Origin of the sequence: Rhabdothermincola salaria, assembly GCF_021246445.1 — a bacterium.
Lineage (GTDB): Bacteria > Actinomycetota > Acidimicrobiia > Acidimicrobiales > Acidimicrobilacustridaceae > Rhabdothermincola_A > Rhabdothermincola_A salaria.
Genome location: NZ_JAJQXW010000002.1, coordinates 385,679 through 409,469, shown reverse-complemented (window position 1 = coordinate 409,469; position 23,791 = coordinate 385,679). Strand labels below are relative to the sequence as shown.

Here is a 23,791-nt window from a genome sequence, read left to right as displayed (position 1 = left end):
CGGGCGCGCCATGTCCTCGCTGCTCACCGAGATCACCGAGCTGGCCACCGCGCTCGGCACCATGGCCGAGGACCTCGACGGCGCGCTGGCCCGACGGCCCGGGGAGCTGCGCCAGGTCCCCGACCAGACCTGGGAGCGCGTGGTCGCCGCCCGCCTGGAGGGTGGTCACGACGACGCCTTCGCCACCGCCTTCGCCAACGGACGGGCCTTCCTGGCCGCCCTCGACGGCCTCCGGGGCCGCCCGCCCCGCCTGGTGGAGTGGAAGGGCCCGCACCGGCCACCCGGCGACGACGTGGTGCCCGCCGACCTGCGCATCGACCACGTGTACCAGGTCAGCTGCAAGTACCTGTCGAGGATCACCGTCAACGCCGGCCCCGCCCGGCTCTTCGACCGCCTGCTCGTCGGCGAGGAGCGCTCCGGCGGCGACTGGTTCGCCACGGTGGCCCCGGCCGAGTACCAGATGCTCTACGCCACGGTGCGCGACCACGTGGGCGCCGCGAGCCTGCCCGACCACGTCGACGACCTCGACCGCGCCCATCGCGAGGTGCTCAAGCGCCAGCTGCGGGGCCGCGCCTGGCCCGACGAGCTGCGAGCCCCCTGGGCCCACCTGTGCGACGCGGTCGCGACCGGCTCGGCCCGGCGCTGGGACGCCTCCCTCGGCGACCGGCGGCGCCGGCTGCGGATGTTCTGGCGCCTGGTGCGCATCGGCGACGCCCCGTACTTCGTGCTCGGAGCCGACGGTCGCACGCACCTGCGACTGCGCATCGGGTCGACCTGGGACTGGGTGCAGGCCTTCGAGCTGCGCAGCCTCGACACCTTCGGGCGGTCGGCTGGGCAGCCCGAGGTCGGATGGCGTGCGGTGGTGCGCGACCGCCAGGCCGACGTCGACCGGGTGGTCGAGGGCCACGTCGAGGTGCGGTGGAGCCACGGCCGCTTCCAGGGCTCGCCCGAGGCCAAGGTGTACCTCGACACACCGCACGTGGAGGTCCCGGGCCACCACCCGCTGGTCTGAGAACGGCGCCCGTCTGGCCAGCGCGACGGGGGCCACCGGTAGGATGGGCCACTCGCCCGATTCGTCCAGAGGGGGACACCCGTGGAGCAGACCATGGAGCGCACCGACGCCACCGAGCCCGAGGTCGACACCGCCGCCGACCCCGAGGTCGTCGAAGAGGAGCTCCTCATCGAGGAGATCTCCATCGACGGCATGTGCGGCGTCTACTGATCGAGCCGCCCCGAGGCACGCGGGACCCCGTCCTTCGTGCCGGCGCCGCATGAGCACCGCCGTCACCGCCACCTTCGACGCCGACCGCCCCTGGCGATTGCACGAACGGGTCGCCCTGCGGCCCGAGCCGTTCGGCGCGCTCGCCTACCACTACGGCAACCGGCGCCTCACGTTCCTGCGCTCGCCCGACCTCGTCACCGTCGTCGAAGGGCTGGAGGCGGCGCCCGACGCCCGTCACGCGTTCGCCGCTGCCGGCCTCGACGAGCGCCGCTGGCCATCGTTCGAGAAGGCCCTCACCTCGTTGGCCGCCGGATCGTTCATCGTCCCGAAGGACCCTTCATGACCGCTCTCACCGACGAGCTGACCCTCGGCCTCAACGCTCCCATCTGCCTCACCTGGGAGTGGACCTACGCCTGCGACCTGCAGTGCGTGCACTGCCTCTCGAGCTCGGGGCGCCGCGACCCGAACGAGCTCTCCACCGACGAGATGAAGGCCGTCGTCGACCAGCTGGCCGAGATGCAGGTGTTCTACGTGAACATCGGCGGCGGCGAGCCCATGTTGCGCACCGACTTCTTCGAGATCGTCGAGTACTGCGTGGCCAAGGGCGTCGGCGTGAAGTTCTCGACCAACGGCGGCCGCATCACCGCCGAGAGCGCCCGCCGGTTGGCGGCGATGGACTACGTCGACATCCAGATCTCCCTCGACGGCGTCGACGAGGCCACCAACGACGCCGTGCGCGGCGAGGGCACCCACGCCCGGGTGCGCCGGGCCATGGACCACCTGCGCGACGCCGACTTCGGCTCGTTCAAGCTCAGCGTGGTCATGACCCGCCAGAACGTCGAGCAGGTCGACGCCTACGAGGCCCTCGCCGACGAGTACGGCGCCGAGCTGCGCCTCACCCGCTTCCGTCCCTCCGGCCGTGGCATCGAGACCTGGCACGACCTGCACCCCACCGCTCAGCAGCAGCGCGACCTCTACCACTGGCTGCTCGAGCGCCCCCACGTGCTCACCGGCGACTCGTTCTTCCACCTCTCCGCGCTGGGCGAGCCCCTTCCCGGCCTCAACCTGTGCGGCGCCGGTCGGGTGGTCTGCCTCATCGACCCCGTCGGCGACGTCTACGCCTGCCCGTTCGTGCTCCACGACGAGTTCAAGGCCGGCTCCATCCGCGACGAGGGCGGGTTCGCCGCCGTGTGGAACTCGAGCGACCTGTTCACCTCGCTGCGCGAACCGTCGTCGCCCGGCGCGTGCGCCTCGTGCGGCAGCTACGACGCCTGCGGAGGCGGGTGCATGGCCGCCAAGTTCTTCACCGGCCTGCCCCTCGACGCCCCCGACCCGGAGTGCGTGTTCGGCCACGGTGAGGACGCCCTCGCCGCCCTCGCCGCCGACGGCGAGGTGGTGCGCCCCACCGTCAGCGCCGACCACTCCAAGCCGGTCAGCCTCACCCGCAAGGGTCGGTCGTCGTTCGACGCCGAACGGGGCCGCCAGGCCGAGCGCACCCTCCTCCCGCTCGCTCCGTCGGGCGGCTGAGCATGGCGCAGGGCCGCACCCCGTGAAGCTGCTCGAGCCCGTCGCTCTCGGGCCGGTCACCGCACCCAACCGCATCCTGTTCGGACCCCACGAGACCAACCTTGGTCGGGGGCGGGCCTTCTCCGAACGCCACCTCGCCTACTACGAGCGCCGCCTGGCCGGCGGCTGCGGCGTCGTCGTGGCCGAAGAGGCGTCGGTGCACCCGAGCGACTGGCCCTACGAACGCGCGCCGCTGGCCGGTGAGTGCGGTCCGGGGTGGGCCGTGTTGGCCGAGGCGGCCCACCGCCACGGCGCGGTGGCCCTGGCCGCCATCGGCCACGCCGGCGGACAGGGGTCGTCGGCCTACAGCCAGCGCGAGCTCTGGGCCCCCTCAGCGGTGCCCGAGGTGAACAGCCGCGAGGTGCCCAAGGTGATGGAGGCAGCCGACATCGACGCGGTCGTCGCCGGCTTCGGCGACGCGGCGTCGTTGGCGGCCTCGTCCGGGTTGCACGGCGTGGAGGTGAACGCCGGGCAGTACTCGTTGGTCCGCCAGTTCCTCTCCGGGCTCACCAACATGCGCGGCGACGACTACGGCGCCGACCGGCTCCGCTTCGCCCGCGAGGTCCTCGCTGCCGTGCGTGCCGCCATCGGCCCCGACCGGGTGCTGGGCATGCGCCTGTCGTGCGACGAATTGGCCCCGTGGGCCGGGCTCACCCCGGAGTCGGCCGCTGAGGTGGCCGCCGCCCTGGCCGAGCACGTCGACTACCTGGTGGTCGTTCGGGGTTCCATCTTCTCGGTCAACGCCACTCGCCCCGACGGCCACACCGAGCCCGGCTTCAACCTCGACCTGGTCCGCCAGGTTCGAGAGGTGGTGCACGCGGTGGCGCCGGAGGTCGTCGTCGTGGCCCAGGGCTCCATCGTCGACCCCGCCATGGCCGAGGCGGCACTGGCCGAGGGTCGGTGCGACGCGGTGGAGATGACCCGGGCCCAGATCGCCGATGCCGAGCTGGTGGCCCACCTCCGCCTCGGGCCCGAACGGGTCCGGCCCTGCATCCTGTGCAACCAGGTCTGCCAGGTGCGCGACGCCCGCAACCCGTTGGTCACCTGCGTGGGCGATCCCCGCTCCGGTCACGAGACCGTCGACCACGACCCCCTCGGGGCCCGCACCGGCACCGGCGCCGCCACCGACGTGCTCGTCGTCGGCGGTGGAGTCACCGGTCTGGAAGCGGCGCGTGTCCTGGCCGAGCGCGGGCACACCGTCCGCCTCGTTGAGCGCACCGATCGTCTCGGGGGCTCGTTGCGGGTGGCCGCGGCCGGCGCCGGACGCCACCACCTGGCGCGCCTGGCCGACTGGCTGGACAACGAGTGCCGCCGGCTGGGGGTCGTCCTCGAGCTCGACACCGACCTCACCCCGGACCAGGTGGAGGCGGCCTCGGCCGCCGGCAGCCGCGTCGTGCTGGCGACGGGGGGCACCGACGTGGCGCCCGCCTTCGACACGGCCGCCGGCGCCGTCGTCCGCTCGGCCGGCGAGGTGCTCGCCGCCCTCGGTGCCGGCGATGTCACCGGCGGCCTGCCGGACGGGCCCGTCCTCGTGTGGGATCCACTCGGCGGGCCCATCGGCGTGTCCGTGGCCGAGTCCCTCGCCCTCGGCGGGCGCCCGGTGGAGATGGGCACCCCCGACGTCATCGGGGGCCAGCTGCTCTCGCGCTCCGGCGATCTCGCCCCCGCCAATGTGCGCCTGGCCCAGCTCGGCGTCACCCTCCACAAGCGGGTGGCTCTCCGTGGTGTCGACGCCGACGGAGCCCGCCTGGAGGACCGCTACACATCGGTCGCCACCACGGTGGCGTGCGTCGCCGTCGTCGACGCGTCGCACCGCGTCCCCGACCTCACGTTGTGGGCGGCCACGGGCGAGCGCCACGCCCGCGCCGGCGACGCCATCGCCCCGCGCACGGTCCACGAAGCCGTCCTCGAGGCCCGGCGGGCCGCCCTCGCCGTCGAGGGCATCGGCCCGGACCCGGGTCACGGCACCAGCGTGCTCACCGGTGCCCTGGCCGGCGGACCCGTCGGCGACCGCGCCGGCCGCGCCGCCACCACCGACCCCACCACCCTCACCGGGGGGCACTGACATGAGCGGCGGCCAGTACCGCTACCTGTTCTCGCCGTTGCGCCTGGGGCCGGTCACCGTCCCCAACCGCATCGTGTTCTCGGCGCACCTCACCAACTACGCCGAGGACGGCATGCCGTCCGAGCAGCACGCCGCGTACTACGCGGCGCGCGCCGCCGGGGGCGCCGGGCTCATCATCACCGAGGAGCACTCGGTCCACCCGACCGACTGGCCCTACGAGAAGATGATCCACGCCTTCCACCCCGAGGTGGTGCCGGGCTACCAGCGCATCACCGAGGCGGTGCACCGCCACGGGGTGCCGATCTTCGCTCAGATCAACCACAACGGCGGCCAGGCGTCGAGCATGTACACCCGTCTGCCTGTGTGGGCGCCCTCCGCGGTTCCCGACCCGTTGTTCCGCGAGGTGCCCAAGGCCGTCGACCGGCGAGAGATCGCCGAGATCGTCGAGGGCTACGCCACTGTGGCCGCCCGGTGCGTCGAGGGCGGCTTCGACGGCATCGAGCTGCAGTGCTCGCACTCGTCGATCGTGCGGGGCTTCCTGAGCCGGGCCACGAACCAGCGCACCGACGCCTACGGGGGCAGTCTCGAGAACCGGGCCCGCATCCTCCACGAGATCGTGGCCGCGGTGCGAGAGGCCATCGGGCGCAACATCGCCCTCGGGGTGCGCCTCTGCGGCGACGAGCTCATCGAGGACGGCATCACCCTCGACGAGACCGTCGAGGTGGCCCGCATGGTCGAGGGCCGAGGCCAGGTCGACTACCTCAACACCTCGATCGGCGTGGCCACCGCCTCGCTGTTCATGATCGAGGCGTCGATGCACATCCCGCCCGAGTACGCCATGTTCATCCCCTCGGCCCTGCGCAAGGCCGTCGACCTCCCGGTGGTCGGGGTGGGCCGGTTCAAGGACCCGCTGCAGGCCGAGAAGGCCCTCGCCGAGGGCCATGCCGACCTCATCGGCGTGGTGCGTGGCCAGATCGCGGATGCCGACTTCGCGGCCAAGGCCCGCTCCGGCAACGCCCACGACATCCGCCTCTGCCTGTCGTGCAACCAGGAGTGCGTGGGCCGCATGGGCCTCAACCGCTGGTTGGGTTGCATCGAGAACCCCCGCACCGGGCGCGAGGCCGAGCTCGGACCGGTCATCCCCGTCGGACGGCCCAAGGACGTGCTGGTGGTCGGCGCCGGCCCCGCCGGACTGCAGACCGCCATCACCGCCGCCCAGCACGGCCATCGGGTCACGGTCGTCGAGCGTGACGACGAACCGGGCGGGCAGGTGCGCTTCGCCGCCAGCGTGCCCAACCGGGCCGAGTTCGGCGACATCGTGCGCAACCTGGTGCACGAGAGCGAACGCCTGGGCGTCACCGTGAAGTACGGCGAGGAGGTGACCCCGGCACTGGTGAGGGCCATGCGCCCCGACGTCGTGGTGGTGGCCACCGGGGCCGTGCCCGTGCGGCCGTGGTGGGCGCCGTCGCCCGACGACGCCGAGGCGGTGCCGGTGGTCGACGTGCTCGATGTGCTGCGCGGCGACGTGCACCCCGAGGGCTCCGTCGTCGTGTTCGACGAACTCGGCTTCCACCAGGCCACCAGTGTCGCCGAGCTCCTCGCCGACCGCGGGTGCGACGTCGAGATCATCACCCCCGGCATGGTCGTGGGCCAGGACCTGGGCATCACCCTCGACCAGGAGAACTTCTGGATCCGGGCCCACGCCAAGGGCATCCGCCAGACCACCGACACGCTCGTCAACGCCGTCGACGGACCCGTCGTGCAGACGATGCACCACCCCACGGGCACCCCGGGCGAACGCAGGCCCGACTGGGTCGTCCTGGCCGTGCCCTACGCCCCCGCCGACGGGCTGTACCACGCCCTTCGCGACGAGTTGGCCGACACCGAGATCGCCGTGCACCGGGTGGGCGACGCCGTGGCCCCCCGCCGAGCCCACACCGCCGTCATCGACGGCCGTCGCGTCGGGTCGGCGCTGTGAGGTCGCCTCGATGAGCCCCAACGGTCGTCCGACCCCTTCCCCAGGGCCCGCCGAAGAGCCTGCGGCCCAGCGGGTCGCGGCCTCGGATCCGCCCGCCGCCAAGAAGCGGGCCGCCAAGAAGCCGGCCGCCAAGAAGACCAACGCCACCACGGCCTCACGACGGCGGTCCGGCGCGGCCAAGGCCGGCGGGCCGTCGATGCTGGCCGTGGTGCCGGTGCGCGACGGCCACCTCCCCCTCGGGGGCGACGAAGCGGTGGCCGAAGCCGGCGGTCGGGCTCTGCTCGTCGGCGACGGCACCGCGCAGGCGGCCGCGGCTCTCGCCAGCGCCCGGGGCACCGTGCAGGTCTGCGAGCAACCCGACTTCGCGCCCGGCGCCTGGGCCGCCGGCCTGGCCGCCACAGTGACCGGCGCCGATGTGGTGATCGTCCCCGCCTCGCCCGATGGGCGCGATCTGGCTCCCCGCCTGGCCGACGTGCTCGGCCGTCCGCTGCTGGCCGGTGCCGTGGCCGTGCGCCCCGACGGCGCCACCGTGGCCCGGCGGGGCGGGCTGGTCACCGAGGCCCACGTGGTGGCGGGCCCGTTCGTGGCCACCCTCCAGCCCGGTGTGCGCGGCGTCGACCGCCACCACGGGCCGGCCCGCAAGCCCCGCACCCGCAAGGTCGATCTCGTGCCCGCCGACGCCGGATCGGTGCCGCCCGATCCCGAGCTGCTCGAGCTGTTGCCCGCCGATCCCTCCACCATGGACCTGGCCGAGGCCCCCCGCCTGCTGGGTGCCGGCGCCGGTCTGGGAAAGCCGGAGGCCATCGAGGTGATGGCCGAGGTGGCGGACTCCCTCGGCGCCTCCACGGGCGGCACCCGGGTGGTCACCGACTGGGGCTGGATGCCCGTCGAGCGCCAGATCGGCACCACCGGCGTCACCGTGCAGCCCGAGCTCTACCTGGCGTTCGGCATCTCCGGCGCGGTGCAGCACACCGCCGGCCTGGGCCAGCCCGAGCACGTCATCGCCGTCAACATCGACGCCAGCTGCCCGATGATGGCCATGGCCGATCTGGCGGTGGTGGCCGACGCCCCGGCCGTGCTGGCGGCCCTGGCCGAGCGCCTGTCCCAGATCACCACCGTCGACGCCCCCACCCAGGGCGACGACAACGAGCTCCAGCCGTCGTTGCCGGCCGGTGCCGTTCCCACCGGGGAGGACCGATCCCGTGGTTGAGCACGCCCCCTCCCGCACGCCCACCATGGTGGCGCCCCCCGAGCGCTACGACTTCGACGCCATCGTGGTCGGGGCCGGCCCGGCGGGCGCGACCGCGGCGCTGGTCCTGGCCCGCGCCGGGCGCTCGGTCTGCCTCGTGGAGCGCGGACCGTTCGCGGGTTCCAAGAACGTCTACGGGGGCGTGATCTACGCCCGCATCCTCGACGAGCTCATCCCCGGCTGGTGGGACGAGGCCCCCGTGCAGCGCTGGGTCACCCGCCGGGCCACGGTGCTCATGACCGACCACCAGGCCCTCACCGTCGACTACCGCACGTCGGCCTGGGGTGAGCCCCCGTACAACGGCGCCACCGCGTACCGCCCGGACTTCGACGCCTGGTTGGCCGACAAGGCGGTGGAGGCCGGCGCCGTGCTGGTCACCTCCACCACGGCGCGGGGTCTGCTGGTCGACGAGCTCACCGGCCAGGTGTGCGGCATCCGCACCGACCGTCCCGACGGAGACCTCACTGCCCGGGCCGTCATCGCCTGCGACGGCGTCAACAGCTTCCTGGCCAAGGAAGCCGGCATGTACCTGCACCCCGAGCCCGAGCACTTCACGCTCGGGGCCAAGGAGGTGCTGGCCCTGCCCCGCGAGGAGATCGAGAAGCGCTTCGCCCTGTCGGGCCGAGAGGGCGCCGACTTCGAGATCGTGGGCTGCACCCAGGGCATCCCCGGTGGCGGGTTCGTCTACACCAACCTCGACACCGTGGCGGTGGGCGTCGTGGTCAGCCTCACGGGCCTGTCGGCGTCGGGCATCCGACCCGAGGAGCTGATCGCCGGCCTCAAGGCCCACCCCATGATCGCCCCGCTGGTCGAGGGGGCCGAGCTCAAGGAGTACTCGGCCCACCTCATTCCCGAGGGGGGCTACGACACCATGCCCGAGCTCACCGGCGACGGCATCCTCGTGGCCGGCGACGCAGCATGCATGTGCCTGGCCGCCGGGATCTGGTTGGAGGGCGTGAACTTCGCCATCGGCTCGGGGGAGGCGGCCGGGCGGGCGGTCGACGAGGCGCTGGCCATGGGCGACACGTCCGCCGCGGGGCTGGCCGGCTACCGCCGGCGCCTCGAGGGCGGTTTCGTGCTCCAGGACCACCGCAAGCTGCGCCGGGCCCCCCACCTGGTGCTCTCCGACCGGGTGCAGAACGCCTACCCCACCCTGGCCTGCGATCTGGTCGAGCAGCTGTTCACGGTCACCAACCCGGTGCCCAAGAAGGGCGCGGTGAAGGCCTTCCTCGAGGGCTACCAGCGAGCCGGGCTCAAGGTCGGCGACCTGGCCCGCGACGGCTGGGCCGCCATCCGCACCTTCGGCTGAACCCGGCGTGTGCCCGCACGCCTGGACCCATCGACGCTCTCGCCGCTGGCACCCGACCAGCGTGTCCTCACACGGCACTTCGGTGACGGTCGCTCGCGCGACGTTGGGCCTGTCGCAGAGCGACCTCTGTCGCTGAGAGCACTGAAACCACCGGCGCCGGCGGAAGGGTTGCGTCACCCCCTGCGCGCGGGCACAGTGACATCGGTGAGGGCAGTGCTGATCTTGTTGGTCCTCGGAGCATGGGGGGCCTGTGTGGCCGGAGCGGTCGGCATGAGCACCTTCCTCATCGCTGCGGTAGCACGCCGGGTCAGCGGTCGGCCAGCAGTCGAGCTTCCCCGCGGCTCAACAGTCGGGTTCACGCTGTATGCAGCGGCGATGGCCGTCGCCGCAGCCGGGCTCGCCGGCCTGGTGCTGTCCGGCGGCAACAGCGGCACCTCCGGCACGCCGCTCAGCGCCGCCGCGTGGGCTGCGCTTCCCGCATGGGCGGCGGTCACCGCCGTAGCTGCCGCCGTGCTCGCCTGGAAACCCGCTCCTCGGGTCTGATTGATCGGCCCTCAGGCCCAAAGGGAGCAGCGAGTCTCGGCACACCCTGCCCCAGACCGCCGGGCGGGGGCGCGTATGACAGCTGCCGTCAGGTAGCCAGTTCGCGCAGGCCGTCGAGTGTTCTGACGGTGATGCCGAGTTCGTCGAGGAGCGGCCCGTCGTCGCACAGTCGAGCAGTCAACTCGGGCTCACACTCCCCAAGCGCGAGGGCCGCTTCGGCCATCACCTCGACAGGGTTGAACTGATCGGCCGAAATCCGCCCCTGTAGATGCGACACCGCACCCTCGCTCGCCACCGGCTTGATGGGTTGGAGTGCGTTGACGCGGATGCCGGTGCCGTAGAGCTCGATACCGAGCAGGTTCGAGTAACGGTTGAGGGCGGCTTTGCTCGAGCCGTAGGCACCCTGGGTGGTACCCATGGGCGACCACGGGAACGGAGGCGGGCCTGGCGTCAACTCCGAGCTGCTCGACGAGATGTTGATGATCCAGCCTTCGCGTCGTTCCCGCATCGATGGGATGACGGCCTGGGCCAGATCGACCGGTGCGTGGAAGTTCACCTCGAGCATGATCCGACGATGCTTCAAGCTCAGCTCGGCGGCGGGTCGGTGGATGCCGGCAGCGGCATTGTTGATCAGCACGTCGATCGGTCCGTCGAGAAGAGCCTCGCTCTCGCCAATCACACGAGCACGATCCTCGGGATCAGCCAGATCCGCGACCAGCGGAAACACCATCGAGCCGTAGCGGGAGCATCGCTCGACGGTCTCATTGAGACTGCCGTGCAGTTCCTTGATCGGATCGAGCGTGCGGGCAGTGACCACGACGCTGGCACCCTCGGCCGCATACCGCTCGGCCATACCAGCCCCGATCCCACGGCTTGCCCCGGTAACAATGATCCTACGACCCGAGAATCTCCCCACCGCCGCACCCTAACGGTCCGGCGCAGAGTCGAGATGGAGTGGAGCGGGAGCTGACGTCGACGATGCGCCGCGGCGTCCCAGATCGCCGGCTCAGGGGGCGCAGTCGACGGCGATGGCGAGCGGCCTGGCACACCTGCGCGATCCGGCTGCTGGCTCGGCGGCGATGCTCAGCGCGTTCCCAGGTCTCAGCGGGGCGGCGCCTCGGCGGCACAACGGAGGCAATGGCTCGCGGTGACCAGTGCGTCGAGGCGCTCGGAGGCGATCTCGTCACCGCAGCGCAGGCACCGCCCGTAGGTGCCCTCACGCAGACGCGCCCGGGCCTGGTCCAGCTCGACCAGCCGCTTCTGCGCCTGGCGGAGCATCGCGGTGGCCTTGGCTCGCTCGTAGGCATTGGTCGCGCCCTCGGGATCGTGCTCGTCGTCGTTGTTCGACAGCGACATCGACTCGACGATCTCGTCCAGTTCGACGGACAGAGCGCCGACCAGGTGAGTGGCCTCGGCGTGCTCGCGGCCGATCCGCTGTTCGGCTCTGGGCCGGTCGATCTCTTCCACGTCTCGTTCCTATCGGTGCCTCAGCCGAACGGCGACACCCCCTGAGGATCTGTTCGAATCGCTCCAGTCGTCAATGAAAGAAAGAGCAATCATGTTGGATCTCGAACATGTGTCTGATAGCATGGCTCGCATGTTCGAAGGGGCTGGGACCGGGGGGATGGGCGACACCGCCGACGTCAGCGCGGCCGCCCTCGGCGGCGGGCCTGATGCGAACGGCCCCACCCTCGCCGGGCCCGGTGCGGGCGGCGAGCACCTCGGCCCCGGTGATCGATCGGGCGCGGGTGAGGGTGCCGACGTTTCGGCGGGCTTGGCGGTCTCTGATGGTGAGTTGGTGGCGTTGTCGCGGCGTATCGATGGGTTGGAGGCGCGGCGGGTGGTGGGTCTGGTGGGGTTCTTCGCCGCTGATGGGCACCGGGCTGAGGGGTTCGGTACCAAGGCGTCGTGGGTGCGGGCCCGTCTGGGGTTGACCGAACCGGCGGCTCGGGGGTTGTTGGTGCGGGTGGCCCGCATGGCTGTCTGGTCCGAGATGCGGTCGCTGTGGCAGCGCGGTGAGTTGACGGGGGCGCAGGTGGAGATGGTGTGCCGGTTGATCCCGAAGTCGTTGGTCGAGCTGTACGCCGAACACGACGCAGTGTGTTCGCCGGTGCTGGTCGGGTTGTCGTTGGCGGACACCAAGGTGGTGGTGGAGGACTGGGTGTGCCGTGCTGATGCGGTCACCGACGCGGATCCGGCGGCGTTGGAGGCTCCGCCGGTGGTGGCGCCGTCGGAGACGCAGTGGGCGCGCACCATCGGCGATCGTGGCGAGCAGCGCAGCACCTTCGCGCCGGGAGATGCCACCGTGATCGAGAACGCCCTACGGGTCGCGGAGAGGGCTGATGAACCTGGTGAGGTGCGTACCGCGGCGCAACGCCGGGCCGAGGCGTCGGTGGCGATCGCCCAGTTCTTCCTCGACCACCACGACAACCCCGATCGGCGTCCGGGGCGTCAGCATCCTCACATCCTCGCCGTCGCCGACCTCGATGCTCTGGCTGGGTCGGTGTTGTGGGGCGCCGGGATCACCACCGCCGCGCAGCTCCAAGCCTGGTGCGCCCTGCACGGGTACACGGCGGCCACCGAGGCGTTCCTCACCCACGCCCTGGCCCAGGGTTCGACGGTCATCCGCACCCTGGAGGGTCGCGCCCTGTCGCCGCAGGTGGTCAACGACCTGTTCGGGGAAGGCACCACCCTGGCCCGGTTGTTGACCGTGGACGGCCAGGTGATCGACCACGGCCGATCGATCCGCCTGGCCACGCCGACGTTGCGTGACGCGATCCTCGCCCGTGACGGCACCTGCCGGTTCCCCGGCTGTCACGCCCCGGCGGCGTGGGTCGACATCCACCACATCGACGCGTGGAACAACGGTGGTGGCACCGCCATCGCCAACCTGGTCGCCCTCTGCGGCGCCCATCACGGTCTGGTGCACCGCAAAGGCCACGGGCTCAGCGTCGAACCCGACGGCACCGTCGTGTTCACGTTCCCCGACCGCCCACCCGTGCTGTCACCACCCCCGAGACGCACCCGACCACCCCGACTGCCACTCGACCACCCCACCGTCGACGCTCTCACCCCCCACCCCTTCACCCCACCCACCGGCACCCGGCCCGACGAGGGCAGGTTCGAGGGCACCAGGATCGACGAGGCCAGGCCCGACGAAGCCACCGATGGACACGGTGACCTGGTCGTGCCCGGCGAGTTCATCGACGTCTTCGACCCGGCCCCGACCCCAGCCACGGCCGGGGTGCGCGAGAGGGCCGAGAAGACCGAGAGCGCCGAGCTGACCGAGATCGTCGAGATCCTCGACGAGGTCGTGGCCCTGCTCACCAGCGGCGCCCTCGGCCCCCACGACACCGACGGCGAACCCCTCGACGACGACGCCGTCGACGCCCTCATCCGCCACCGAGCCCACCAACTCGTCCGAGCCGCCTGACCCACCGAGCCGACCGCCTCCACCTCTCGGTGCGAGTGATCCCTCGGGCGTGACCCGGTGGAGCCGGGGCCAGTAGCCCTGGCGGCACGGAGGGATCGTTGCGACTTCCAGGTCGTGGCGAAAGCGACCCCTGCAGGACCACCGCCGAGCAGGGCGCGGGAGCGGCGAAGGAGTGGCTGCTCGCCGTCCAGGCTGCGGAATGGCGCCGGACGGGGTGAGGGGCTGACGACCGGCGGTCACCCGCTCGCCGGACGCGACAGTGCGGCCCCGTGGGGCCGCACTGTGCGGGGGGTCTGTGGTTCACCGGCGGTCCAGGTTCGCCGGCTCCCGTGTGGGGTGGGTCAGCTGGCGCAGGCGGGCACGAAGGGCAGCAGCACCGTGTCGATGGCGTGGATCACGCCGTTGCTGGCGTTCACGTTGAACGGGGTGGTCACACCCACGGTCTGGCCGGCACCGTCGGTGAGCGTCAGGTCCGGGTTGGCGGTGATCGAACCGGCGGCCAGCATCGGCACGGTCTTGGCGTTCTGGCCGAAGACGCTGTTGGAGAACCGGCGGCCGTCGGTCACGTGGTAGAGCAGCACGGCCTCCAGGGTGTCGGCCCCCTCGGGGCTGGTGAGGAAGGTCACGCACTCGGCCGGCAGCTTGGCGAAGGCACCGTCGGTGGGGGCGAACACCGTGAGCTTCGAGTCGGTCTGCTGCACGGCGGCGTCGAGGCCGGACAGGTCGAGCAGGGCGGTGAGGGTGGTGAAGCTGTCGCTGCCGGAGGCGATGTCGTAGATGGTGGCGGCGCCGGGCTTGCCGGGCACCACGCCCGGCTTGCCGCCGCGAGCGGCGGCCGGGGCGGCGAGCAGGCCGAGGCCGATGGCGGCCATGACGAGGACGGCGAGGATCTTCTTCATGAGGTGGGCTCCCTGGTGAGCGGTTGTGTGACGTTTATCGCTAATTGCCGCGATGCCGTTCCTACGGACCCGGGATCCGGCGCGGATGAACGACCGAGATGAACAGCAGGTGCCGACCAGGCGTCCCGTGGGCCGTCACCGGGCGTGGCCTCCCGGGTTCCGGACTGACCGGGGCCGGGTTCTGGAAGGATGGGCGCCGCCGGGGCGGGGGCCTCGGACCGCAGTGCCGGACGGGTCTGCGGCATCGAAGGGGGACCACATGGGCGACACCGCGGCGACCGCGATGCAGGAGCTCTCGGCGTTGATCGCGGCGATCGACGCCGACGCCGACCACGAGCGGTGGAACTTCTCCACCGACCTCGACCGGGCCGGCTACCGCGAGTTCGCCATGCACGCCCTGCACCACGGGCTGCAGTTCTGGTTGGAGGCCGACCCGCAGCGGCCGCGCTGGTACCGCTGGTTCTCGCCCACCAAGAAGCTGCTCGGCGACAACCCGGACTCCATCTACTTCGGTACGGCGATCGACCCGACCCGCCGCTACCGGATCCGGGGCAACCTCGCAGGTGCCTGCTACACGTCGTTCACCGTCGAGCTCGGCACCGCGGGTGGCGGCATGTCCCGCCAGCTCGGTGCCACCCTCAACGACGATGAGTTCGACGTCGACCCCGATGGCAGCTACGAGCTGATCGCGTCACCCGACGAACCGGCGAGCGGTCCCCGAAACTGGCTGCGCCTCGACGAGGGCGCCGGCTCGGTGACCACCCGGCACTACTTCGAGTGGCGCCACAGCGCCAACCTCGACCCCAACCTGGTGGTGCCGCTGTCCATCACCCCGCTCGACGACCCCGGCCCGCCCCCCGTGCCCGACGACGCCGCGGTGGCCGCCAACATTCGGCGGGTCGTCACCTTCCTGCGCTCGGTCACCGTCGACTGGGGCCACGACCCGATGCCACCCGGCGCCATCCCGTGGGTCTCGGCCGAGCCCAACGTGTTCACCAACCCGCCGCCCGACGACGGGAACCTCGGCATCGGCTACGCGGCCGCCGACAACGTCTACCGCAGCGCCCGATGGCAGCTGGCCCCCGACGAGGCGCTCGAGATCCGGGGGCGGTTCCCCCGGTGCCGCTTCGCCAACATCGTGCTGTTCAACAACCACATGCAGACTCCCAACTACGACCGGCGACAGGTGTCGCTCAACCGGGTGCAGACCGAGCACGGGCCCGACGGCAGCTTTCGGATGGTCCTGGCGCACGAGGACCCGGGCGTGCCCAACTGGCTCGACACCCGAGGCCTGCCCCACGGCACCATGTTCTGGCGCTTCCTGCTGCCCGAGGAGGCGCTCACCCCCCTCGAGACCCGGGTGGTGAAGGTGGCCGACCTGTAGGGGAGCCGTCGCCGGCTTCGACCCAGGCTCGACCGCTGTTTCGTCGACGGAGTTGGGAGGGCGCGGGCCGGGCGCCATCATCGAGGTGGTGCACCGCTCCTCGACGACCACCCTCCCGGGTCCGGGCCGCCTCGATCCGCGGGTGGCGCCGGCCTCGTGATCGGCCAGGCCTGGCATCGGGCGGCCGACCGCGCCCGACGGGCGCAGCACCGGGCCCGTGGAGTGCAGGACCGGGCCCGTCGGTCGGCGCCGAGGACCTGGGCCTTCGGCCAGGAGCTGGCTCGCGAGTGGCGGGAGGACCGCGTCGGGGGCCTGGCCGCCGAGGTGGCCTTCTTCGGGATGTTGAGCCTCTTCCCTGCGCTGCTGGCGCTCACGTCGGTGCTGGGGGTGCTCGACGCGGTGACGGGCGGCGATGTCGCCGACCGGGCGCAACAGCAGGTGGTGACCGCGCTCAGCGACGTCCTTAGCGACCAGGCCAGCGGCACCGTGGACGCGGTCGACGCCCTGTTCGAGACGTCGAGCCCCGGTGTGCTCACCATCAGCGTGGTCCTCGCCCTGTGGGCGGCCTCCCGTGGCTTCGCCGCCCTGGTGCGGGCCCTCGACATCGCCTACGACCTGCCCGAGCATCGCTCGTGGGTCCGCCTGCGCCTCGTCGCCGTCGGCCTGGCGCTCGGTTCGGTCGTGATCGGGGCCGCGCTGTTGGCCATGTTGGTGATCGGTCCGCTCCTCGGCACCGGCCAGGCGGTGGCGGACTGGTTGGGCCTCGGCGACGGCTTCGCCACCTTCTGGGACTGGGTGCGCTGGCCCACGATGGTGGTGCTCGTCGTCGCGTGGGCGGCCACGGTCTTCCACATCGCCCCGAACCACTCGACGCCCTGGCGCTGGGACGTGCCCGGCGCCCTGGTCGCGGCTGCGTCGTGGATCCTCGTGTCCGTGGGCTTCCGGGTGTACCTGGGCCTGGCGGGCGAGGCCAACCAGGTGTTCGGGCTCCTCGGGGGCGGCCTCATCGCCCTCATGTGGTTCTACCTGTTGTCCGTCGGCGTGCTGCTCGGCGGCGAGGTCAACGCCATCCTGGCCGTGCGACGCCTCACCGACGGTGAGGCCCCCGCAGAGGTCGCGGCTGCGGCGGACGCCGAGGATCCGGCCTGAACGGGGCGGCCTGAACGAGCCCGATCCGAGTGGACGGGGTCAGGCCTTCAGGTCGGCGAACTTCACGACCTCGGCCACGGGGGTCTCGATGTCGCCCTCGGGGAGGAAGAACCGGAAGAACACCGTGCCCAGGGGCCGCCCTTCGGTGTCGATCCAGTTGGGCAGGCCCGGATCCTCGTGGGCCAGGACCAGGCGGAAGCTGCCGTCGGCCTCGAGGGTGGTGTTGGCCCGGTTCCGGCTCACCTGCCGGTTGACGTAGTCGTACATCTGCGACCACCGGTTCCACAGGCACACGTTGGCGAAGCGGCACTCGGGCCAGCGCCCGGTGATGACCAGGGCCTCGTCGGGGCCGATCAGGTACGGGAACATCGAGTAGGCCGCGTCGACGGCGGCGAAGGCCATGTCGCCGGGCACGACCGGCTTCGGGATCTCGTTGGGGGTGATGGACACGAACGGTGCCGGCGGCCCGGCGTCGGGGTCGCGGGGCGGTTGGTCGACGGTCTTGCCCCGCACGTGGTTGGTGACCCGCTGGATGGCTCGAGCGACGCGCTCGTCGCCCCACCGGGGAGGGGGAGGGGGCGGGTCGAGGACCTCGATGCTCAACGGCACGTGGAGGGTCTGGGAGGCCGACGCCGAGTGGGGCCACTCGAAGTAGTGGCGGGTCGTGATGCGGCCGCCGTTGGCTCCGATGTCCATCCAGTTGCGCTCGGCGGGCTCACCGCCCAGCCGGATCTCGTAGTTGCCGTCGGGGTCGATGTCGATCTGGGTGTCGTTGAGCACCCCGGAGTTGTGGGTGGCGTAGGCGCCGTCGGCGGCCCCGGCCTCCATGGTGAACGAGGTGTAGACGGCGCCGGCCAGGTTGCCTCTGACGATGTAGGTGCGACCCGGCGCCACCGGGGTCTCGTAGTACACGGCGTCGCTGTTGTCGCCGGTGAACGAGCGGGTGGGCGACACGATGCGGTGGAAGACCGGTCGGTCCGGGTCGAACTCCTGGTGGGAGTACAGAGCGCTCTGGAGGATGTGGGTGAGGTTGCGGAAGCCCTCGGCCACGTCGTCGTCGCTCATGCCCGGTCCGGGCACCACCCAGTCGTCGGCTGCCTCGCGCAGTGAGGCCAACAACTCGTCGAACGCAGCGCGCGACCGGAGCTCGCTCATCTCATCCCCCCATGGACGTCGGAGCGTGCATCCTCGCGGATGGGCTCCGTCTCTGCACGCAGGACGAGCGGTGAGGAAGTCGGTCCGTCGTCGTTCCGCTCGTGCTCCGCCTGTCGCTCGCTGGGCGCGCCGCACCCGTCCCCGGACGCGACGACGGCCGCCGGAGGCGGCCGTCGTGATCGGTGTGCACCGGTGCCCGAGGAGGCCCCGGCGGGGTCACTCGTGGCGGGCGGGCGCCCCGGCGGACTCGTCGGCGAAGCGTTCGGCGGCCTCGCTCTCGTCGCCGCCGGTCTGCTCGAGGAGGTCCTCGGCGAGCTCTTGGTCCTGCTTGCCGGCCTGGCCGATGGACTTGTCCTGGTAGCCGGGCTCGCGGTACTTGGCGTCGGGGTCGGTGCCGGTCGGGGTGTCGGTGCCGGGGGTGGGTTCGTTCGCCATGTCGTCCTCCAGGGATCGGGCCGCAGGTGCGGCGGGGCGTGGGACGTCCCTACCCGGATCGTCCCGGCGGCGGACGTCGCCGACCCGGTACGGTCGCCATCAGCCGCAACCGCGGGTCGACGAGGGGGATGCATGGGGATGGACGAGAGCCGCCTGGCCGAGACGGTGGAGTACGTGGCGCTGCGACGGTTGCAGAACCGCTACGCCGACATCGTGACCCGTCGCGAGTGGCCCGAGCTGCACCAGATCATGCGTCCGACGTGCACGCTCGACCTCGACCTCGGCGACCGCACCATGCGTCACGAGGGACCAGCGGCGATCGGCGACTTCATCGGCACCGAGCTGCAGCGCTTCTCGTTCTTCGAGTTCGTGATCCTGAACACCGTGATCGACGTGCGCGTCGACGACGGCCACGCCGCCGGGCGGATGTACATGCAGGAGCTGCGCCAAGACGTCGAGGGCGGCCGGCGCACCAACGCCTTCGGCGTGTACCACGACGTCTTCGAGCGCGACGCCGACGGTCGTTGGTGGTTCGCCCGCCGTCGCTACGCGTCGTACTCGCGCACCGCGGTCGAGGGCCCCGAGAACGAACAGGTGGTCTTCGACCTCCCGGTCATCGCCCTCGACGCCCTCTGACCGCAGCGGAGATCAGGCCTCGTCGCGGGGGCGCAGCACCAGCTGTGGCGACGCGTTCCCGTTGCCCGACGGGTCGGGCACGACGTCGAGGGTGAGCTCCGAGAGCTGGTCGTCGAGCTCGGGGTCGACGATGAGGGTGGTGCCGTGCTGCTCGGTGACGCGGTCGCCCTCGGCCGGCTGGGCGAAGTCGATGCCGAGTCCCACCTCGCCTTCCGGCGACTGGGCGGGGAAGATCCGAACGCCCAGCTCGTCGGGGTAGAGGTTCTGCTTGCGGACCTCTTCGAGGCTGGCGGCGGCGGCGGGCGTGCACGTGAGCATGTGCGGTCTCCTTCGCATCGGTGAACGACTCACCGTAGGGAGACCGTGGTCGAGACCCAACGGGGGGCGGCCGGCGCCGTCCTGGGCGGTGCGCCTCAGCCGTAGGCGGCCACCAGCTCGGCACCGATGCGGGCGAGGTGGTCGCGCATCTCGGCCGGCTCGACGATCTCGAGGGTGGCGCCCCAGCCGGCCAGCTCGGCCGCCATGCCATAGGGGTGGCCGCCCTCCACCTCCACCTGGACACGTCCATCGGATGTCGTCGGACCGATGCGCAGACGAGCACCGAGCACCATGCGCATGATCTCGAGCCGCTCGGGGTCGGCCAGGCCCCGGGCCGTCACCGAGGACCAGCGGGCGACCACCTCGGCGGTGACCGACGCCCAGGCTGCGTCGAGGTCGAAGTCGTCGGGGCGCACGACCGGCTCGCCGGTGGGGTCCACCGACGTGACCCGATCGACGCGGAAGGTGCGCGAACCCGCCTCGGTGTCGGCGACGAGGTACCAGACCCCGCGCTTGGCGGCGAGCCCCAGCGGGTGGACTCGCCTCGTCGTGGCGTCCCCCGATCGGGCCACGTAGCCGAGGTCCACCTGCTCGCCGTGGACGACGGCCTTCTGGAGGGAGTCGAGGTGGGGCGGCGGGTGCTCCCCGGCCGGGCGCGTGTGGCCCCATCCCATCGGGTCGACCACCACCGCCGCCGATGCGGCCTCCGCCGCCGGGCGGAAGGGCTCCGGCAGGGCCTGGACGAGCTTGCGCAGGGCCGCCTTCACCTGCGGGGTGGCGGCCGAGGCGGGACCGGCCACGAGGAAGAGCGCTCGGGCCTCGTCGGCGGTGAGGCCGGTGAGATCGGTGCGGGCGCCGCCCACCAGTCGCCAGCCACCGTTGCGGCCCCGCTGGCTGTAGACCGGCACGCCGGCCATGGCCAGCGCCTCGAGGTCCCGACGGGCCGTGCGCTCGGAGACCTCCATCTCCTCGGCGACCTCGGCGGCGGTCACCGTGCCGCGGGCTTGGAGCAACAGCAGGACGGAGAGCAGACGATCGGCGCGCACGGGACCATTGTCGCGAGTGAACCGGCCACACACTGGCCGGTTCTCTCCGGGAAGATGGTCGCCATGGACACCGACACCGACACCGACACCGACACCGACACCGACACCCCTGCCACCGCGGCCGAGCCCGGCGCCGGGCCGACGGCGGCGCCCTTCGGCGACGACGACCCGCGCATGGCCTTCGCCCGGGCGGTGGGGACCGCCCGCCAGGTGATCGGGGCCGTCGAACCCGACCACCTCGACCGACCCACCCCGTGCGACGCCTTCGACGTCCGTGAGCTGCTCGCGCACCTCACGGCCGTGCTGCGCCGGGTGGCCGTGATCGGCGGCGGCGGGAGTCCTTTTGAGGTCCCCGACCAGGTCACCGACGTGGCCGACGACGGGTGGGCCGAGGCGTGGGTCGCGGCCGCGCACGCGGTGCAGGGGGTGTGGACCGACGACGTGCTCGATCGTTCGGTGCAGGTGCCGTGGCGGCCCATGTCCGGTCGCGAGGCGCTGGGCATCTACACCTGTGAGGTCACTGTGCACACCTGGGACCTGGCCCGGGCCATCGATCAAGAGGTGGACTGGGACCCGCTCGCCGTCGCCGCCGGCGAGGCGGCCATCCGCGCCGAGCTGCCCAACCAGGGTCGCCATGAGATGTTCGAGGCGGCTCGGGCCGCGATGCCGGCCGAGGCGGACGGGTGGCCCGATCCCTTTCTCGCCGCCGCGCCGGTTGCCGTCGACGCCCCCGCCATCGATCGGCTGGTGGCCTACAACGGCCGCCCGCCGCAGTGGCCGGCGTCGTGAGCAGCACCGCGTGGGCCCGGCGACCGCCCGTCGGCGGGCCGGACGTCGATCACCTGATGTCGATCAGTCGATGGGGAAGACCCGGTTGCGTCCGGCGCGCTTGGCCCGGTACATGGCGTGGTCGGATCGCGCCAGCAGGTCGTCCAACGTCTCGCCGGGCCGGGCCAGCACGACCCCGACGCTCAGCCCCACCAGGAGGGTTCCGGTGCTCAGCTCCAGTGGCTCTCGGATCCGGCGGCGCAGCCGTTCGGCGATCTGGACGGCGTGGTCGAGGTCGGCGACCCCGTCGAGCACGGCCAGGAACTCGTCGCCTCCCATGCGCCCGAAGACATCGCCGCTGCGGATGACCGACGGGGCCTGGCGGGCGATGGAGCGCAGCACCTCGTCGCCGGTCGCGTGACCCCAAGTGTCGTTGATGTCCTTGAAGTGGTCGATGTCGCAGAAGAGCGCGGCCAGCTCGCCCGAACGGTCGGTCGCCGCCAGTCGGGTGGAGAGGTGGTCGATGACCTCGGCCCGGTTCGCCAGCCCGGTGAGCTCGTCGGTACGGGCCCGGCGGTCGAGGGCCTCGGAGGCCATGCTGCGCTCGGTCACGTCCCGCCAGGTCACCACCACGCCGTCGCCTGCCTTGGCCGAGCGGACGTCGTAGCGCCGGCTCTGGTGGAGGACGCCCGGAGGGCTGACCAGGTCGTCGAGGACGAGGGCTGGCCCACCGTCGACGACATCGGTCCAGGACTCGATGAGCGTGGAGAGGTCCGCGCCGGGGAAGTGGTCCCCGAGGCGACTGCCGACCAGGTCACCCGGGCCGAGGCCCTGGTCCTCGGCAGCGGCCCGGTTGGCTTCGACGCAGCGGAAGTCGACCACCTGGCCGTCGCGTCGTTCGGCCACGAGTAGGACGCAGGGGTCCATGAGCGCGTCGAAGGTGGTCCTGAGCAGGGCCTGGGCCTCGCGCAGGCGTTCTTCGGAGGTGGCCAGTGCGGCGGAGGCGTCCTCGGCGTCGCGACGGGCCTGCTTCTCCTGGTCGAGCAGACGCCGCTCGGTGGAGATGTCGTCGAAGACCCAGATCCGCCCTGACAGGCCGGCCCCCTGCAGAGGGGTCGTGCTCACGCGGAGGTGGGTGGGTGGGTCGTCGAACTCCCAGAGCCAGTCCTCGATGCTCGCCGAGGGATTGGCGAGGTGCTCGTTGGCCCTGCGCTCGAGGGCTTCGGGGTCGCGAGACCGGCGGCGGAGCCGGCCGATGGCCTCGGCCAGGGCGGCGGCGGCCACGTCGCCGGAGTGGAGGTCGAGCAGGTCGGCGGCCGCTGCGTTGAGCCAGCCGCGGTCGCCGGCGTCGTCGATCATGACGAGCGCGTCGTCGAGGGTCGTGAGCACGGCACGGAGGCGGACAGCGTCGGCCTCGGCCGCCAGGCGCAGACGGCACTGAGCCGTCCGTCGGGCCAGCATGGCAGTGTCGAGCCCCTCAAGGGCGGCGTCCGCGTCCGGGCGCGCGGGGAGGTCGGTCCACAGGATCACCAGCTCGGCGCGGGCCGGCGCGAGGTGGGTGTGGTGGACGGCGACCGGCGGCCCGCCGAGCGCGAGGCGGACGCTTGTCGGCACCAGGGTGGCGAGGCGCACCGGGTCGCGCTCGACGGCGGGCCCCGACGTCCGGGTGAACGCGGTCGGTTGCACCGGCCACGGCGCCCCGGGCCCGAGCAGGGAGGCGGGCGCGGAGGCCAGCACGGCTGGGGTGGCGCGATGCACGGACTCGACGACGAGCGCGGCGCTCGCCCCGAAGTCGTCTCGCGCTCGATCGAGGGCGGCCACCAGGCTCCCGTCGTCGGCGAAGCTCACGGTCCGAGGAAGACGTCGATCGGTGCGATCACGGAAGCGGGGTCGACCACGTGGGGGAAGTGACCCTCCACGTCGATCTCGGCGAAGTGGCCGTCGGCGACCGCATCGGCCAACCATCGGGCGGCCTTGGTGGGGACGGCCGGATCGGCGACGCCGTTGAGCACCAGCGTCGGGGTGGACAGAAGGCTCATCTCGGCCCGGAAGTCGCTGAGGAAGGCGGCGCGGAAGACGGTGAGCGCCACGTCGGGTTGGTAGCGGGCCAAGGACCGAGCGAACTCGGTGCCCAGGTCGGGCCGGTCCGGTTGGGCCATGACGTGGGAGGCGAAGCCCGCCGACCAGAGGGTGAAGTCGCTGGCGATGGCCCCCAGGAGCTGTTCGATCGCCTCCTGGGTGAAGCCGCCGACGTAGCCAGTGGTCGGGTCGTCGACATAGCGCGCGCTGGCGCCGAGGAGGACCATCCGGTCGAAGAGCCCCGGGTCGGCGGCCGAGGCCAACGCGCCCGCCATGCCGGACATGGAGTGGCCCACGTAGAAGGCGTTGCGCAGCTCGAGCTCGGCGCACAGCTGGGCGAGGTCGTCGGCGAAGCCGACGATGCTGGCGTGGCGGACGGGGGAGAACAAGGCTGGGTCGCTGCGCCCCGAGCCGGCGATGTCGAAGGTGATGACCTGGTGGCGGTCGGCGAGGTGCTCGGCCACCGCCGCCCAGTGGGACTGGTCGCCGCCGAGCCCGTGGGCCATCACCACGGTCGTGGGCCCTTCACCTCGGCGGGTCACGGCGTGTGCGTCGGC

At 72.2% G+C, this 23,791-nt stretch carries 23 protein-coding genes; 14 read left to right on the top strand and 9 right to left on the bottom strand.

What is annotated here, in order from left to right:
• Nucleotides 1-10: 10 nt before the first annotated feature.
• The 9 genes from LUW87_RS11170 (at nucleotide 11) to LUW87_RS11130 (ending at nucleotide 9,932) form a co-directional block, all read left to right on the top strand.
• The gene (locus LUW87_RS11170) at nucleotides 11-1,012 is read left to right on the top strand and encodes a hypothetical protein (RefSeq protein ID WP_232671256.1); all 1,002 of its coding nucleotides are present in this window, start codon (nucleotides 11-13) and stop codon (nucleotides 1,010-1,012) included.
• Nucleotides 1,013-1,093: 81 nt separating this feature from the next.
• Nucleotides 1,094-1,222, top strand: a complete 129-nt coding sequence (gene mftA / locus LUW87_RS11165) for a mycofactocin precursor MftA (RefSeq protein ID WP_232671255.1) — start codon at nucleotides 1,094-1,096, stop codon at nucleotides 1,220-1,222.
• Nucleotides 1,223-1,271: 49 nt separating this feature from the next.
• Complete coding sequence (mftB, locus tag LUW87_RS11160; RefSeq protein WP_232671254.1) at nucleotides 1,272-1,565, top strand: mycofactocin biosynthesis chaperone MftB; 294 nt, start codon at nucleotides 1,272-1,274, stop codon at nucleotides 1,563-1,565.
• Nucleotides 1,562-2,749, top strand: coding sequence for a mycofactocin radical SAM maturase (gene mftC, locus LUW87_RS11155; protein ID WP_232671253.1), 1,188 nt, complete (start codon nucleotides 1,562-1,564; stop codon nucleotides 2,747-2,749). The genes mftB and mftC overlap by 4 nt, the downstream gene beginning before the upstream one ends.
• 22 nt (nucleotides 2,750-2,771) lie before the next feature.
• Complete coding sequence (locus LUW87_RS11150) at nucleotides 2,772-4,853, top strand: mycofactocin system FadH/OYE family oxidoreductase 1 (RefSeq protein ID WP_232671252.1); 2,082 nt, start codon at nucleotides 2,772-2,774, stop codon at nucleotides 4,851-4,853.
• Between the two features lies 1 nt (nucleotide 4,854).
• Nucleotides 4,855-6,831, top strand: coding sequence for a mycofactocin system FadH/OYE family oxidoreductase 2 (locus tag LUW87_RS11145; RefSeq protein WP_232671251.1), 1,977 nt, complete (start codon nucleotides 4,855-4,857; stop codon nucleotides 6,829-6,831).
• 10 nt (nucleotides 6,832-6,841) lie between these two features.
• A complete protein-coding gene (locus LUW87_RS11140) occupies nucleotides 6,842-8,041 on the top strand; it encodes a mycofactocin-associated electron transfer flavoprotein alpha subunit (RefSeq protein ID WP_232671250.1) in 1,200 nt (399 codons plus the stop codon).
• Nucleotides 8,042-8,066: 25 nt separating this feature from the next.
• Nucleotides 8,067-9,389 carry an FAD-dependent oxidoreductase gene (locus LUW87_RS18830; protein ID WP_283251093.1) on the top strand — a complete coding sequence of 441 codons (1,323 nt, stop codon included), beginning with the start codon at nucleotides 8,067-8,069 and terminating at the stop codon, nucleotides 9,387-9,389.
• Between the two features lie 204 nt (nucleotides 9,390-9,593).
• Nucleotides 9,594-9,932 carry a hypothetical protein gene (locus tag LUW87_RS11130; protein WP_232671249.1) on the top strand — a complete coding sequence of 113 codons (339 nt, stop codon included), beginning with the start codon at nucleotides 9,594-9,596 and terminating at the stop codon, nucleotides 9,930-9,932.
• Nucleotides 9,933-10,020: 88 nt separating this feature from the next.
• Here the strand turns inward: LUW87_RS11130 and LUW87_RS11125 are convergent, their stop codons facing one another.
• Together LUW87_RS11125 and LUW87_RS19270 are read right to left on the bottom strand one after the other, a co-directional pair.
• Nucleotides 10,021-10,848 (bottom strand): SDR family NAD(P)-dependent oxidoreductase, encoded by an 828-nt coding sequence (locus tag LUW87_RS11125; protein WP_346742501.1) that lies wholly within the window; start codon nucleotides 10,846-10,848, stop codon nucleotides 10,021-10,023.
• 185 nt (nucleotides 10,849-11,033) lie between these two features.
• A complete protein-coding gene (locus LUW87_RS19270) occupies nucleotides 11,034-11,399 on the bottom strand; it encodes a TraR/DksA family transcriptional regulator (protein ID WP_232671247.1) in 366 nt (121 codons plus the stop codon).
• A 130-nt stretch (nucleotides 11,400-11,529) separates the two neighbouring features.
• Between LUW87_RS19270 and LUW87_RS11115 the strand changes: the two genes are divergently transcribed.
• Nucleotides 11,530-13,365, top strand: coding sequence for an HNH endonuclease signature motif containing protein (locus tag LUW87_RS11115; protein ID WP_232671246.1), 1,836 nt, complete (start codon nucleotides 11,530-11,532; stop codon nucleotides 13,363-13,365).
• 341 nt (nucleotides 13,366-13,706) lie between these two features.
• On the opposite strand, the gene LUW87_RS11110 is transcribed toward LUW87_RS11115, so the two are convergent.
• Nucleotides 13,707-14,264: a fasciclin domain-containing protein gene (locus LUW87_RS11110; protein WP_232671245.1), complete on the bottom strand. Its 558-nt coding sequence runs from the start codon at nucleotides 14,262-14,264 to the stop codon at nucleotides 13,707-13,709.
• 259 nt (nucleotides 14,265-14,523) lie between these two features.
• Between LUW87_RS11110 and LUW87_RS11105 the strand changes: the two genes are divergently transcribed.
• Together LUW87_RS11105 and LUW87_RS11100 are read left to right on the top strand one after the other, a co-directional pair.
• The gene (locus LUW87_RS11105) at nucleotides 14,524-15,648 is read left to right on the top strand and encodes a DUF1214 domain-containing protein (protein WP_232671244.1); all 1,125 of its coding nucleotides are present in this window, start codon (nucleotides 14,524-14,526) and stop codon (nucleotides 15,646-15,648) included.
• A 156-nt stretch (nucleotides 15,649-15,804) separates the two neighbouring features.
• A complete protein-coding gene (locus LUW87_RS11100; protein WP_232671243.1) occupies nucleotides 15,805-16,797 on the top strand; it encodes a YihY/virulence factor BrkB family protein in 993 nt (330 codons plus the stop codon).
• Nucleotides 16,798-16,836: 39 nt separating this feature from the next.
• Here the strand turns inward: LUW87_RS11100 and LUW87_RS11095 are convergent, their stop codons facing one another.
• Both LUW87_RS11095 and LUW87_RS11090 read right to left on the bottom strand, forming a co-directional pair.
• On the bottom strand, nucleotides 16,837-17,952 hold the full coding sequence (locus LUW87_RS11095; RefSeq protein ID WP_232671242.1) for a DUF1214 domain-containing protein: 1,116 nt from the start codon (nucleotides 17,950-17,952) through the stop codon (nucleotides 16,837-16,839).
• 216 nt (nucleotides 17,953-18,168) lie between these two features.
• Complete coding sequence (locus LUW87_RS11090; RefSeq protein ID WP_232671241.1) at nucleotides 18,169-18,387, bottom strand: hypothetical protein; 219 nt, start codon at nucleotides 18,385-18,387, stop codon at nucleotides 18,169-18,171.
• Between the two features lie 132 nt (nucleotides 18,388-18,519).
• On the opposite strand from LUW87_RS11090, the gene LUW87_RS11085 reads away from it, so the two are divergent.
• Nucleotides 18,520-19,023 carry a nuclear transport factor 2 family protein gene (locus tag LUW87_RS11085; protein ID WP_232671240.1) on the top strand — a complete coding sequence of 168 codons (504 nt, stop codon included), beginning with the start codon at nucleotides 18,520-18,522 and terminating at the stop codon, nucleotides 19,021-19,023.
• A gap of 12 nt (nucleotides 19,024-19,035) precedes the next feature.
• Here LUW87_RS11085 and LUW87_RS11080 read toward each other — a convergent pair whose 3' ends face one another.
• Complete coding sequence (locus LUW87_RS11080; RefSeq protein ID WP_232671239.1) at nucleotides 19,036-19,341, bottom strand: hypothetical protein; 306 nt, start codon at nucleotides 19,339-19,341, stop codon at nucleotides 19,036-19,038.
• A gap of 95 nt (nucleotides 19,342-19,436) precedes the next feature.
• Nucleotides 19,437-20,387: a helix-turn-helix transcriptional regulator gene (locus LUW87_RS11075; RefSeq protein ID WP_232671238.1), complete on the bottom strand. Its 951-nt coding sequence runs from the start codon at nucleotides 20,385-20,387 to the stop codon at nucleotides 19,437-19,439.
• Between the two features lie 63 nt (nucleotides 20,388-20,450).
• Here LUW87_RS11075 and LUW87_RS11070 point away from each other — a divergent pair, with 63 nt between their 5' ends.
• On the top strand, nucleotides 20,451-21,176 hold the full coding sequence (locus LUW87_RS11070; protein ID WP_232671237.1) for a TIGR03086 family metal-binding protein: 726 nt from the start codon (nucleotides 20,451-20,453) through the stop codon (nucleotides 21,174-21,176).
• Between the two features lie 63 nt (nucleotides 21,177-21,239).
• Here the strand turns inward: LUW87_RS11070 and LUW87_RS19265 are convergent, their stop codons facing one another.
• Both LUW87_RS19265 and LUW87_RS11060 read right to left on the bottom strand, forming a co-directional pair.
• Nucleotides 21,240-23,003: a diguanylate cyclase domain-containing protein gene (locus tag LUW87_RS19265; RefSeq protein ID WP_232671236.1), complete on the bottom strand. Its 1,764-nt coding sequence runs from the start codon at nucleotides 23,001-23,003 to the stop codon at nucleotides 21,240-21,242.
• Entirely contained in the window at nucleotides 23,000-23,776 is a 777-nt protein-coding gene (locus LUW87_RS11060; protein ID WP_232671235.1) for an alpha/beta fold hydrolase, read from the bottom strand. The genes LUW87_RS19265 and LUW87_RS11060 overlap by 4 nt, the downstream gene beginning before the upstream one ends.
• Nucleotides 23,777-23,791: the final 15 nt, after the last annotated feature.